The sequence below is a fragment of the Bacillus sp. EB600 genome, from assembly GCF_024494385.1.
Lineage (GTDB): Bacteria > Bacillota > Bacilli > Bacillales > Cytobacillaceae > JAEVLT01.
The window spans coordinates 121296-135064 of record NZ_JAEVLT010000005.1; the positions used below are offsets into that span (position 1 = coordinate 121296).

Genomic DNA, 13769 nt, shown 5'->3' on the forward strand with positions numbered 1-13769 from the left:
TATTATTTGGAAGAATCGTCAATATAATTATGTGAACCACAATTTAATGAAAGTTTTCTTGAACAAAATCCGCTTTCACGCTACATTAAATTATGAAGATAGGCAAAGTAGGTGACAAATTTGGATAAAAGGTATTTTACGATCGGTATGGCAGGACATATTGACCATGGGAAAACTTCCTTAACAAAGGCGTTAACGAATGTTGATACAGATCGATTAAAGGAAGAAAAAGAACGGCAAATTTCAATTGAGCTTGGTTTTGCTCCATTATTTGAAGATGAAGAGATCCAAATATCCGTTATCGATGTTCCTGGCCATGAACGTTTTATACGCCAGATGATCGCGGGAGTTGCCGGAATAGATTTAGTGGTTCTTGTTGTTGCTGCTGACGAAGGAGTTATGCCGCAAACAAGAGAACATCTTGATATTCTGGGCTTTTTGGGAATTAAGAAAGGCATTATTGCCATTACGAAAATAGACCGAGTTGAAGAAGAATTTATTGAACTGGTTAAGGATGATATTTTAGAGGAATTGCAAGGGACTGTTTTTGCAGATGCTCCATTTGTGTTTGTTGACAGTATTTCTCATAAAGGTATCGAGGAGTTAAAGACATTTATTATCCAAACTTTAAAGGAACAAGAAATGCGTGATACGAAGGGTGCTTTTCGTCTTCCGATTGATCAGGTATTTACAGTAAAAGGACAAGGTACTGTCGTCCGAGGCACAGTGTATGAAGGAACTGTTGAGGAGGGACAAAGCTTGCTTGTTATGCCCAGGGGATTAGAGGTAAAAGCGCGGCAAATTCAAGTGCACCACAAGCAGGCTCAAATGGCTTTTGCTGGACAGCGAGCGGCTATAAACCTTTCAGGGGTACCGAAGGAAGAGTTAGAACGAGGAGATGTTCTCGTTTCCTCTGAACATTTTATTATTACAAGAACGATTGATGTGGCAATCCGAGTTGTGGAGGACCTTGAACATATGATCAAACAGCGGATGCCGATTAAGCTCCATATTGGCACGACGGAAGTTATGGGTCGGATTGTTTTTTTTGATCGAAATGAATTAAAGGATGGGAACGGTGAAATCCTCTGCCAGCTCCGACTTGAAGAAGATATTTTAACGAAACGAGGAGATCGGTTTATTATTCGCCGGCCAAGTCCGCAGGAAACAATTGGAGGCGGCTGGGTGATTGATCCAAGAGGTCAAAAATACCGATTTGGAAAGCAAACAATTGAAGAACTTGAAAAGAAAAAGGTTGGTTCGCCAACAGAGCGAATCACAGCTGCCCTTTATGAAGCAAAGTCGTTGCCACTCAGCGAGTTAATCAAGCGCACGGCACTTGAAGAAGATCTCTTAATGAGCCATTTAGAAAATCAAGAATTTGTACTTTACAATGGAAAGGAATACACCCTAAGAACAACAATTGAATTGATTGAGGAAGATATTTATGATCACCTTCAGTTATTTCATCAAAAAAATCCGATGAAAACGGGTGTCAATAAAGCAGAGCTTTTGCAAACCATGCACGCGAGATTTAGCAAACAGCTGCTTGATTATGTGATTGAAAATGCAATTATTACTAGAGTTTTTACCAGAAAAGGGCAATTTGTCACATTAGCAAGCTTCAGTCCACACGTTCCGTCGAGCTGGCAAAAGCGGGTTGAAAACATGCTGGCCGATCTGAAAAAGGATGGCTTAAAGGTTCACTATTTAAATGATTACCTAACGAGTGCAGGTATTCCTGAAACACTTGTTGGTGATTTAAGGAGATTCCTAGAGGAGCAGGGACAGATTGTTATACTTGACGATCAATTTGCTTATTTCGGAGAGCTGTTTGGGCAGGCCGTGGAAAAACTTCGCAGCCAGACAAGTTCTGAGTTTGAAGTGGGCGATGCAAAAGAAATTCTTGACCTTTCCCGAAAGTATATAATTCCATTTTTAGAAAAATTAGATGCACTCAAGCTGACAAAAAGAGTGGAAAATAAAAGGATTTGGCAATAAAAAGCTTTATTAACGAGTTCGCATTGCATTTTCAGCTATAGGATAAAACATCCTTCCTATGTAAGTAAGGAAGGATGTTTTATTTGCTTAATCTAGAAATTCTGCGGGGTTTAAGCCGAGTTCTCGGCAAATTTCACTAACCATTTGCTTTTCATTTTGATCAAAATGACCATCCGCATAGCCGATTGCAATACAAAAGCGAGCAATCAGCCTGGCAATTTCTGGCTTTGACCGTACCTTACCCAAGGCACGATAGGCCTCAGCCCGGCCAATAATGGGATCATTCTCCATTCGCTTAACGAACTGATTAAATTTATCCATGACTTTTTGGGAATCAAAGACACGTAATTCCTCGCTCTGATGGATAAATTCCATCATTTTTTGCCGTTCCGAAACATCTAAGCGGCCATCTGCCATCCCCACTAATGCACATGCAGCCACAACTGCTTCCAACACATCTTGACTTTTGTATCTAGTAAATAACTCTTGTGCCCTTCGTTTTTGTTGGTTTGCCCATTCCATATAATCCGTTTGGTTAGGAGACCATGATCTTCCGCAAGCCTGGCAGGTGAGTTTTAACTGATTTTTGCCGATGAAACCGCCAAGTAAACCAATTGGTCCGAGAATTAGGCCGCCAATCGCTGCCTTTCCAAGTCCAAAGCCTTTTTCCCCGGTGCGAATATTTGTTGAACCACAGCGAGGGCAAACAAGATGTTCCCCACCATAGGTTTGAGCTGCCGGAGATGCTGCTGGATAAGAAGGTGTTGATGGATAGGCTGGGCTTGTCTGCTGTGGATACGCGTACCCAGACTGGTTTTGCCTATTATAAGAAGACTGTTGAATTGGAGCATCTGTATTAGCAGAAGTTGGCTCATCATCAACATGCACACCAAAGTTACCGCATAGTGCTGCCAAACCGCCTTGGAAACCGCTCGCAACCGCATTGAATTTCCACTCGCCGTTATACCGGTACAATTCAGCGGCAACAATGGCTGTTTCAACTGTAAAATCTCGACCAAGGTCAAATCGCAAAAGTTCTTCATTTGATTTCTCATTGAAAATTCTTACATAGGACTGTCCGATTTGACCGAAGCTTTGCCCTTTTACTTGAGCATCGTGAATCGTGATTGTAAAAGCAATTCGCTGAATATGGGCCGGAACTTTATTTAAATCGACCCTAATTTGCTCATCATCGGATACACCTGTACCGATTCGATTGTCACCGCTGTATATGATCGAACCGTTCCCGCCCGTCGGATTATTATAAAAGACGAAATCAGCATCACTTTGGACCTTGCCTGTTGCTCCTAATAAAAAAGCAGATGCATCTAAATCAAAGCTGGCGCTTAGGTTACTAGCATTCCAACCTAAGCCGACAACAACATTTTGTAAACCAGGATGTACTTTGGTTAAATCAACTTTTTGGCCTTTACTGAGTTTAACACCCAAATTATTCACTCCTTAAGATAATATGTATGATCCAAAATAACCTTTGTCAAGATGTTACTATATACGGTTAAATGGACAAAAAGTTTCAAGCGATTATGATCATATACCATTTTATATCCGGAGTTGGAGAATTTCCTCTTTCCACAGGTTCCATCCCCAACCGTAAAAAATCCAGAAATACTTAGGCTCCTTTTATTCGGATTTTACTTGCTTTCAAGCAAGTTTGCAAAATTTTAGAAGTCAATTTTTAGCCAAAATCAATGGCTCTAAATCTAATTCATTTGGATGTTCCACGAGTTGTGTTCCCCGATGAGGAATAAAAGAAGTTCATGCAAAGGAAAACAGCGGCAAGGATGTTCAGACAGCACTTGTTTTTCACAGTGACAAAAAACTGACAACCGAAGATTTCTCTGAGGCTCGAAAAGCAGTGAATCAGCTTGAAGATCACGAAAAACAGCTTGGTATTACTTCAATTACCTCCCACTTTAAGCAAAAAAAATTAAAGAATGAGTTTGTTTCAAAGGATATTAAGACTATACTTGTTTCCTTAAAGGTATTGACAAATGGCAGGGAAGGAAAAGAAATATCAAAAGATTTATATAAAGCTATCGACAATACGAAACTGGAACACTATTATACAGGCAGCTGGATGATAGACGGGGATCTGGTGACCAACTCCCAGGAAGGCTTGAAAAAAACAGAGGGAATTACTGTTGTCTTTATTCTTGCTGTATTGCTGTTAGTTTTTCGCTCGGTAGTTGCCCCGCTCATTCCTTTGGTAACAGTTGGAATAAGGTATTTATCCGCACAATCGATTGTTGCTATGTTAGTAGACAAAGTGAATTGCGGGCAAATGGACCAGTTAACAAATGGTTTAACCCAAAGCGTAGACGGCCTTAACCAGGTTTCGACGGGTTTAAATTCTGTACAGGATTATCTTGCAGGTGTTTCTAACCAAAAGCAAAATGGATTTTATATTCCCACAGGATGTATTAAATGGTCAGGACTTTGCCAAAGTTTTGGATACGTATATGTCAAAGTGTGTCCTGAATAGTTTCTTGTATCAAAAGGAGTGAAATCACGGGAAATTAATGCTTTGTAAGAGATGAGGGATGGCCCCTCGAAATCGGTATTCAGGTACAGGTTTCAAACCGCCTTTGAGTGCTGCAATCAAAAGTTGTGGTGCTGAGCGCAAATGGAAAAGGCTAACAAAATTAGTCAGGTGCGTGCCATGAAGCTGAACGAAAGTGAACAATCCGATGAAGCGTCGTTACTACTTCCATACAGTCAAAACTAGGGGCTTTTGACACCTCTAGGACCAGTCTGAAAGAAACCTGATTACTGCTCAGATGACTGTCGGCGTAAAGGTTGCAGGAGTGTGGCATAGGCTCTTACAAGGAACAGGAGAAGTCTGTATTTTGATGATAAGCGAAAAACCCAAGCGATGAACTGACAAGGGTGAAAGTAGTGATGCTGAATACAGATACGGAAGAATTCGTAGTAGTGATGAAATTGCTGTAATGGCAAAGGAGCGAAGGAATTCTGTTATCTATACTTCGGAAATTGAGCAACCAGAAATGGGAGGATTTAATGAAAGAAGGAAAATCGTTTGAGATTTCACAACATCAAGTACTGGAAGCGTACAAACGTGTAAAAGCGAATCGAGGCGCTGGGGGTATTGATGGAGTCGACTTCACAGAATTTGATAAGGATTTGAAGAATAATTTATACAAGCTTTGGAATAGAATGTCTTCTGGTAGCTATTTTCCTAAACCGGTAAAAGGTGTTGAAATCCCGAAGAAGAATGGGAAAAAGAGAATGCTTGGTATACCAACTATTGAGGATAGAATCGCACAAATGGTAGTTCGAATGAAGTTTGAGTCCTTTGTGGAACCGATATTCTGTGCTGACTCTTATGGTTATAGACCTAATCGTTCAGCAATTGATGCAGTGGGAATAACTCGACAAAGATGTTGGAAAATGGCATGGTTAATTGAATTTGATATCAAAGGGTTATTTGACAACATCGACCACGAACTGATGATGAAAGCAGTCCGAAAGCACACCAACAATAAATGGGTAATTCTATATATTGAAAGATTCTTAAAGACTCCTATATTAATGCCAGATGGTACAATAAGGGAAAGAAACTCAGGAACACCGCAAGGTGGCGTGATTAGCCCAGTATTGGCAAATCTCTTTTTACACTATGTATTTGACAGATGGATGGAAATAAAATATCCACTGAATCCATGGGCAAGGTATGCCGATGATGCAGTAATTCACTGTCAATCCAAAGAGGAAGCAGAAGGACTATTAAGAAATCTCGATGAAAGGATGTTGTCTTGCAAGTTAGAATTACATCCAGATAAAACAAAAATCGTATACTGTCGAAGTGATAAATTTCCAAATAGACACGAAAATGAGTCGTTTGACTTTTTGGGTTACACATTTAGGCGGAGATGGGCTAAGTCAAAATATGGTAACTTCTTCCATTCTTTTACTCCCGCTGTTAGCAAAAATGCAGGACAAAGCCTAAAGGGCAAGATATGTGAAATTAGAAAGCAAAATAAGCTATATTCGCTAGAGGAACTAGCAGAGATTATGAATCCAATCTTACGTGGTTGGGCAAATTACTTTTCTAAATTCTGTGCAAGTGAAGCAAGAAAGATACTAGACTTTGTGAATCTTACATTAGTCAGGTTTATAAGATTTAAGTATAAGACAGTGAAAAGAAGTAAAGCTAGGGCTTTTAGATATCTGGTGCGAGTGGCAAAAGCGCAGCCAAACCTGTTTTATCACTGGCAAATGGGGATACGCCCGACAATTGGATAACAAGAGCCGAATGAAGGGAGACTTTCACGTTCGGTTCTGTGAGAGGCTCAGGGTGAAATCCCCTGGGCCTACTCGACTGATCGCAAAGTAATGACACTTGATGTGGTCTTTAGTAAAAACTCGTATTCTAATCAAGCGATCAAGCGTGTCCCAGAATTGAAGCAGGCTGTCAAACGGGCAGTGAAGGATACAAAGCTTGAGAATGCCCAAGTGGCAATTGGCGGTGTGAGAAGTACATACCACGACCTGAACACCATATCGCAGCAAGATTATTCCCGTACCGTTGTTTTAATGCTGATCGGGATTGGCATTATTTTAATGATCTTACTCCGCTCTTTGATAATGCCGCTTTATTTAATTGGTGCATTAGTATTAACCTACTATACATCAATGGCGATTTCAGAAACAATTTTTGTCGATGTTTTAGGATACACAGGCATTAGTTGGGCGGTTCCGTTCTTTGCATTTGTCATCTTGATTGCACTTGGAATTGATTACAGTATCTTTCTGATGGACCGATTTAATGAATACCGGCATTTACCTGTAGAGCAAGCTATTTGGCTTTCAATAAAAACAATGAGGACAGTCATTATCTCAGCAGCTATTATCTTAAGCGGTACGTTCGCGGCAATGATGCCCTCAGGTGTGCTCTCGTTACTTGAAATTGCCACAATTCTGTTAATTGGGTTGACTTTATATTCACTTTTCATTCTGCCTTTATTTGTGCCGGTTATGGTTAAAACATTTGGTGAAGCCAATTGGTGGCCGTTTATAAAACATAGAAATACAGAGAATCAAAACTCAGGGACTATTTTACATTCGTAAGTTAACATAAGGTATTCCCCATAAAGACCTAACCTTTCTAGTAACATGTAATTGTTTTATGTTGCGATGAAAGGATTGGTCTTTTTATTTTTAAGGAGGAAATTATTCCGTTGAGCACCCAGCGCCTAGTGACTTCGCCAAACGGGTACTTGTGCTTTTGCTATGATATTAGTCATTTAAAATACTCTACAAAGACCCTTACAATAACTTAAGGAAAAGTTAAGAAATGTTCATCATAATCAGCTTATCCAAACAAAGTGTTTGTTATGGATCTGAGGGCATCGAAGTAATCCATGTAGGAAAAGGAGCAGAGAAGATGAAAAAATGGATTTATATTATTATTGGAATTCTTATTGTTGGATTTGCAGGCTATTATTTTCTTGTCCCTAAATCAAACCAAAACAATCAACAGTCTATGATGCAAAACCGAACAGCTACAGTTCAAAAAGGTAAATTTGAGGTGAATGTGAGCGGTACCGGAACGGTTCAGCCGGTAACAAGTCAAGATATTCTGTCACCAATAAACAATAATGCAATTGCTGAAGTATTAGTATCTGCCGGAGAATCCGTTAAAAGCGGGGAGAGCTTAATTACGTTTACCGATGGCAGTGATCCGATAACTGCACCTGCTGATGGTGTCATTACAACGCTAGCTGTTACGCCTGGTGCCCGTGTTCAAGCCGGAGGTGTCGTAGCACATTTGACAAACTATAACACTTTAAAGACAGTTGCCTCAATTGATGAGCTTGATATTCCCAAAGTCCAGGTAGGTCAAACTGCAACCATTAAGGTTAGTGCCCTTCCTGACCAAACTTTTACAGGAAAAGTTACCGGGGTTGCAAACGAAGGAACTTCTACAAATGGAGTTTCAAGCTTCAATGTTGATGTTTCAATCGATAATCCGCAGAATTTAAAAGTAGGAATGAGCACTGAAGCTGATATTTTAACAGCAAGTAAAGATAATGCTCTTTATGTTCCGCTTGATGCTGAACATTCAATGAATGGCCAAAAATTTGTCATCTTAGCTTCCGGTAATTCAAACCAAAGCCAAAAAGGTCAACAAGGTCAACAAGGTCAACAAGGTCAACAAGGTCAACAAGGTCAACAAGGCCAAGGTCAAAACTGGTCTGCTAACAGAGTCACTGTCAAAACTGGTCTTGCTAATGCAGATTATGTGGAAATCACCCAGGGGTTAACCGAAGGTCAAACTGTTCGCTTACCAAATCTAGCTGTCAGCAATCCGACAACTGCGAACGGTAACTCTCGTGGATTGATGGGCGGATTTGGCGGAATTGGCGGCGGAGGCGGTCAAAACCGTATGAATCGCGGAAATGGCGGCGGAGGAGGAAATTTTGGCGGAAGGAGTGGTAATTAATGAACACACCGATGATCCAAATTTCCAACTTAATGAAATCCTATAAGCTTGGGGGTGAGACAGTTCATGCATTGAACAATGTCTCACTAAATATTGATAAAGGCGAATTTTTAGCCATTATTGGACCGTCGGGATCAGGAAAGTCTACTTTAATGAATATGCTTGGCTGTCTTGATCGGCCGGATTCAGGGGAATTACATCTTGACGGGAAAGAAATAGGAAAGATGAATGATAATGATTTGGCAACGATTAGAAATCAAAAAATCGGCTTTATTTTTCAAAACTTTAATTTATTAACCAAACTGACTGCACTGGAGAATGTCGAACTGCCGCTTATCTATAGCGGGGTTTCAACAAAAGAGCGGAAGGAAATGGCAATCGAGTCTTTGACGAAAGTAGGTTTGAAAGAAAGGGCTGGCCACTTACCAACTCAACTTTCAGGCGGTCAGCAGCAAAGGGTAGCAATTGCCCGGGCACTAGTAGGCAAACCATCAATTTTATTGGCTGATGAACCCACAGGGGCGCTTGATTCTAAAACGAGTATTGAAATTCTTCAGTTGATGAAAGAATTAAATGAAACAGGTAATACCATTATTTTAATCACACATGACTTATCAATCGCGAAGCAAGCGAAAAGAATGGTTCGCATACAAGATGGACAATTGTTTGAGAATGAGGGTGAACGAATTGGCATTCCTACAATCTATTAAAATGGCCCTTCGGAGTATTAAAGGCAACAAACTGCGTTCTGTCCTGACTATGCTAGGAATTATCATTGGAGTATCCTCCGTCATAGTACTTGTGTCAATTGCTCAAGGTTCAACCGCAAATGTGACTAGTCAGATTAATAACTTAGGTACCAATCTAATAACGATTAATACATTTGGTACAGACCTTTCGTTAACGGAAGATAAGATTAACAAGCTAGGAAAATTAACTGGCGTTAATGCTTTATCACCAGTTGTTTCTGGCAGGGTAAGTGTCAAAAAAGATCGAACATCAACACAGACAACACTGACTGGAACCAATGCTGCTTATTCGACCGTCCGAAATACTCAAGTTAGCAACGGCCGTTTCCTTACTGATATCGATACAGAATATCGGCAAAAAGTAGCTGTAATCGGTGCAACGACTGCCCAAAATCTTTTTGGAACAGAAAATTCGGTTGGACAATATATTCAAGTAGATGGCAACTCTTTTAAAGTAGTTGGTGTCTTGGCTTCTAAAGGAAGCTCTCTGGGCCAAAGCGGTGATGATGTTATAATTGTTCCGTTAAGCACGGCTGAACGACTAGTGAAAACAACAAATATTAATCAAGTTTACTTGCAAGGAAAAGATAAGCAGGATATGAATATAGTTATGGCTGAAGTTCAAAATGCAATGGCAAGTATGTACCCAAATAAAACGGACAGTTATAGTGTCACGAATCAGCAGGATTTAATGAATACATTGGGTTCTGTTACCAATTCGATGACCATGATGCTTGGCGGTATTGCAGGGATTTCCTTGTTGGTTGGCGGTATCGGCATTATGAATATCATGCTTGTGTCTGTTTCTGAACGAACAAAAGAAATTGGTATAAGAAAAGCTATTGGCGCAAAAAGGCGCGATATTTTGTGGCAATTTTTAATTGAATCTGTTGTGTTGAGCGCAATGGGAGGTATTATCGGTATTTTGTTTGGACTCGGCATAGGGAAGATTTTAGGCTCTGCCTTAAGCATGACCGTCACTTTTTCAAGCTCTATCGTGATATTCTCATTCCTGTTTTCGCTTGCTGTCGGGGTCGTGTTTGGCGTATTCCCAGCCAATAAAGCTTCAAAATTAAATCCGATCCAGGCTTTGCGTTATGAATAAAGCGATCGCATCTTGCGACCGCTTTTTTCCTAATATAATATTAAATAAGGATATTCGATCTTATTTTTAGTAGTGGAAACTCTATAGAGGAGCGATAAAAATGCGTTTATTAGTAGTTGAAGATAATCTTCCATTGCTGGACTCGATTGTCCAGCTTTTAGCAGATGAATTTGAAGTAGATCAGGCCTCGAATGGAGAAGATGGCTTATTTTTAGCACAGCAAAATATCCACGACGTAATTATATTGGATGTCATGCTGCCCGGTATGGATGGATTTGAAGTGTTGAAAGCAATCCGAAATGAAGGTTCAAAAATTCCTGTCCTTTTTTTAACGGCACGGGATTCATTAGAAGATCGAGTGATGGGACTCGATAGCGGTGGGGATGATTATTTAACGAAGCCCTTTCAAGCTGCTGAGTTAAAGGCACGCATTAGGGCGCTATTAAGAAGAAGCGGAAGCTTAACCACTAGTCAAACAATTCAGTTTCGAGGGATAGAGCTGTTAGGAAAAGAGCGGGATGTAGTTGTGGACGATAACTTAATAAAGCTTACGGCTAAACAATATGAGTTATTAGAATTTTTGATCCAAAATAAAGGGGCTATTTTAACGAAGGAGCAGATTTATGACCGGGTCTGGGGTTTCGATTCGGATACAACCATTGCTATTGTTGAGGTGTTTATGCACCATCTCCGTAAAAAATTAGAGCCGTTCGGTTACCATACTGATATTAAAACGATCCGTGGCGTTGGCTATATGTTAAATGAAGAATAGAGGAGCAGCAAATGTTTCAAAAAACACATGTCCGGCTCACATTAATTAATTCGGTGGTTTTTATTGTATTAATTAGTATCTTGGGATCGATAATCTACTTTTTCACCCAGCACCAATTATATCGTGATGTTAATATCTCATTAATAGAGTCAGTCAGTCATTTTCAAAGTCACAATTCAAACCAGGACATAGGATCGGTTCCAGACCAGGGAATAGGGGATGGAACCCAAGTGCCGATGAGGAGAGACCCTAGGATTATTACTTTATTATGGGATAAAAAGCATCAGCTTATAGAGCAAAACAGAGGTTCGGATCTCTTTATGGGGAATGAAAAGCTGATCGAGCCAAAACTAGAAAATAAGCTGACAGATATTGAGGTAGGCCACTTTTCATATCGATATTATGCAGTTCCAGTTGAAACCAATATTGGGAAAGTCACAATTCAGGTTATTAGGAATACAAACTCTGAAAAAGAATTATTAGACAGGTTATTGTTAATAATGACGATTGGCTGTGGTGTTGGGATTTTATGTGCGGTTGGCTCAGGCTATTTTTTGGCAGGAAGAGCGTTAATCCCGATTAAAAATGCATGGCTAAAGCAGCAACAATTTGTCTCAGACGCCTCCCATGAATTAAGAACACCCCTGGCTGTTATCCAGGCAAAGACAGACCTGTTATTTCGGTCCCCGTCTGCAACCATTAAAGATAAAAGTATTGATATATCGACAATCTCTAATGAATCAAGGCGACTCTCTAAGCTAGTAACAAATTTATTAACACTGGCAAGATCAGATTCTAATCAAATTGAGGTAAAAAAGGAAGTTTTTCAACTAGACGGATTGTTACGTGAGATTTCACAGCAATTTGAGGAAATAGTTTCATATCAGGGAAAATCGTTAGTGCTCAATGCATCTGAGCCAGTAACTTTTCTCGGAGATATTGAAAGAATCCATCAAATGATTGTTATTTTGCTTGATAATGCGATCAAATTTACAAGCGAAGGTGGGAGAATTCGACTTTCCTGTAGTCAAAGCCATTCTTCTATTGTCCTTCAGGTAGAGGATAGTGGAATTGGAATTTCTGAAAAGGATATTCCAAGAATCTTTGATCGTTTCTATCAAGGCGATAAATCACGGACAGGCGTCGAGGGAACCGGTCTTGGACTTTCAATTGCCAAATGGATTATCGAAAAGCACCATGGCAAGGTAAAGGTGACCAGTAGTCTAAGAAAAGGCACCTTGATCGAAATTACTTTCCCAAAAATCCAAAAAAGAGAAAATAAAAACATTTCTTAAGAATAAGTTTAGAATCTCCTTTGATAATGTGTCTATTCCTGATGATAAAACAGGAATCAGTTAATCATCAGGAACTTATGCACAATATTAACGGAAAACTGGTTTGATTAATAATAAAGAGGCACACTGCAGTGAACGCAGCGTGCCTTTGTTCGTCATGCAGTTTCATTCAACGATGATTTTCCCGTTAAACATATTCATTCCACAACTAAATTTATATTCACCTATACTTGAAGGTGTAAACGTTAAAGTTGTGGTTCCCACTTTCAGGTTTACGTTATTAATGTTAAAGTTTGGCATTGACAAGGTTGATAAACAGCTGTTTTTCAGAGGATTGTGAATGTCTAATTCCACTTGTACTCCCTTTTTTACCCGCAATACGTTTGGAGAATACCCAGTTGGAGTTACTTCCATCTTAATTTTTGGAGAACTTTCTTTTGTTACGTCAACTTCACCCGAAGCAGTTGTTGAACCACTTGAATTACTCGTGGTTGAAGTATTGCCAGCAGCTTCATTTTCTTGAGCATGGGCAGTTGCTGCCATGTTACTAACTTTAATGATGTCGCTGCTATAAAGAAATAAAAATATAGATAGTAGAACAATCCCTGCTGATAGAACGACAAACGGTGAGATTGTTTGTGTATCTAGGATTAATTCTCCACTCGCTTCCACATGAATTAATAAAATAACGAACCCAAGTAAAATTACATAGAAAACTAAAAGAATAATCAAGAAGATAAAAGGGTTTTCTGTATTAATACTTACACCCAATATTGCCCCCATGAGACCGCCCATAAGACCAGAAAGTGATCCAAGTAGAATGGGCATAATTCCGATTGGCTGTCCGCCTAGAAATCCAATTATAAACCCTATAATAATCCCGATACCACAAGACAGGAATAGGTCCGCGGAAAGAACCCCGCTCAAATATCCACTCATAATCCCAGTCATGGCTGCTGTTGTCATGGCAATGACAATCCCATGAAGTTTTGTTAATTTCTTTTTATGCTGACAGACTTGGTATATTGTATAGCCACTCATAATGGAAACCACTGCAATTGCAATAATTGTTATCGTATTCATCTTTGTCTCCTTTAACTGCATTAAAAAACATTATATCTATATCATTAATGTAGTAATTAAATGTGAAATTAACAATACCGATTAATGGATTATTTTGAACGTTTCATGAAATTTATTTTAAGAGAAGTATAAATATACCAAACTGATAATCATAACTTGTGAATAATGATTTTAAGCTATTATTTTTTCAAAAAATAATTCGAAATGTGATTTAGATCACTAAGTTGCTGTGTAATGTCCCATATAATAACACTATGAACAAAGTGCTAACTAAAGAGGA

General features: G+C 39.4%; 10 protein-coding genes and 1 pseudogene. 9 read left to right on the forward strand and 2 right to left on the reverse strand.

From position 1 onward, the window contains the following. Positions 1-120 precede the first annotated feature (120 nt). Positions 121-2001: a selenocysteine-specific translation elongation factor gene (gene selB / locus JN080_RS07805; RefSeq protein ID WP_256235376.1), complete on the forward strand. Its 1881-nt coding sequence runs from the start codon at positions 121-123 to the stop codon at positions 1999-2001. Positions 2002-2088: 87 nt separating this feature from the next. Here selB and JN080_RS07810 read toward each other — a convergent pair whose 3' ends face one another. Further along, positions 2089-3450 (reverse strand): TerD family protein, encoded by a 1362-nt coding sequence (locus JN080_RS07810; RefSeq protein WP_256235377.1) that lies wholly within the window; start codon positions 3448-3450, stop codon positions 2089-2091. Positions 3451-3766: 316 nt separating this feature from the next. Here JN080_RS07810 and JN080_RS07815 point away from each other — a divergent pair, with 316 nt between their 5' ends. The 8 genes and pseudogenes from JN080_RS07815 to JN080_RS07850 all read left to right on the forward strand — a co-directional run bounded on the left by JN080_RS07815 (position 3767) and on the right by JN080_RS07850 (position 12406). Then, entirely contained in the window at positions 3767-4504 is a 738-nt protein-coding gene (locus tag JN080_RS07815) for an MMPL family transporter (protein ID WP_256235495.1), read from the forward strand. A gap of 536 nt (positions 4505-5040) precedes the next feature. After that, positions 5041-6285, forward strand: a complete 1245-nt coding sequence (gene ltrA / locus JN080_RS07820) for a group II intron reverse transcriptase/maturase (RefSeq protein WP_256235378.1) — start codon at positions 5041-5043, stop codon at positions 6283-6285. A gap of 72 nt (positions 6286-6357) precedes the next feature. Then, a pseudogene (locus tag JN080_RS07825) lies at positions 6358-7110 on the forward strand (MMPL family transporter); the annotation flags it as partial. A 316-nt stretch (positions 7111-7426) separates the two neighbouring features. Next, the gene (locus JN080_RS07830; protein ID WP_256235379.1) at positions 7427-8485 is read left to right on the forward strand and encodes an efflux RND transporter periplasmic adaptor subunit; all 1059 of its coding nucleotides are present in this window, start codon (positions 7427-7429) and stop codon (positions 8483-8485) included. Beyond that, a complete protein-coding gene (locus tag JN080_RS07835; RefSeq protein ID WP_305473842.1) occupies positions 8485-9195 on the forward strand; it encodes an ABC transporter ATP-binding protein in 711 nt (236 codons plus the stop codon). Before JN080_RS07830 ends, JN080_RS07835 begins: the two co-directional genes overlap by 1 nt. Continuing rightward, the gene (locus tag JN080_RS07840) at positions 9173-10339 is read left to right on the forward strand and encodes an ABC transporter permease (protein ID WP_256235380.1); all 1167 of its coding nucleotides are present in this window, start codon (positions 9173-9175) and stop codon (positions 10337-10339) included. The genes JN080_RS07835 and JN080_RS07840 overlap by 23 nt, the downstream gene beginning before the upstream one ends. A gap of 100 nt (positions 10340-10439) precedes the next feature. Continuing rightward, positions 10440-11111 carry a response regulator transcription factor gene (locus JN080_RS07845; protein ID WP_256235381.1) on the forward strand — a complete coding sequence of 224 codons (672 nt, stop codon included), beginning with the start codon at positions 10440-10442 and terminating at the stop codon, positions 11109-11111. Positions 11112-11122: 11 nt separating this feature from the next. Continuing rightward, entirely contained in the window at positions 11123-12406 is a 1284-nt protein-coding gene (locus JN080_RS07850) for a sensor histidine kinase (protein ID WP_256235382.1), read from the forward strand. A gap of 165 nt (positions 12407-12571) precedes the next feature. Here JN080_RS07850 and JN080_RS07855 read toward each other — a convergent pair whose 3' ends face one another. Further along, entirely contained in the window at positions 12572-13489 is a 918-nt protein-coding gene (locus tag JN080_RS07855; protein WP_256235383.1) for a cupredoxin domain-containing protein, read from the reverse strand. Between the last annotated feature and the right edge of the window lie 280 nt (positions 13490-13769).

Bases quoted from the DNA above. Each gene is read 5' to 3' on its own strand.
- JN080_RS07830 (WP_256235379.1), top strand. From the start codon at position 7,427: ATGAAAAAATGGATTTATATTATTATTGGAATTCTTATTGTTGGATTT.
- JN080_RS07835 (WP_305473842.1), top strand. From the start codon at position 8,485: ATGAACACACCGATGATCCAAATTTCCAACTTAATGAAATCCTATAAG.
- ltrA (WP_256235378.1), top strand. From the start codon at position 5,041: ATGAAAGAAGGAAAATCGTTTGAGATTTCACAACATCAAGTACTGGAA.
- JN080_RS07845 (WP_256235381.1), top strand. From the start codon at position 10,440: ATGCGTTTATTAGTAGTTGAAGATAATCTTCCATTGCTGGACTCGATT.
- JN080_RS07855 (WP_256235383.1), bottom strand. From the start codon at position 13,489: ATGAATACGATAACAATTATTGCAATTGCAGTGGTTTCCATTATGAGT.
- JN080_RS07850 (WP_256235382.1), top strand. From the start codon at position 11,123: ATGTTTCAAAAAACACATGTCCGGCTCACATTAATTAATTCGGTGGTT.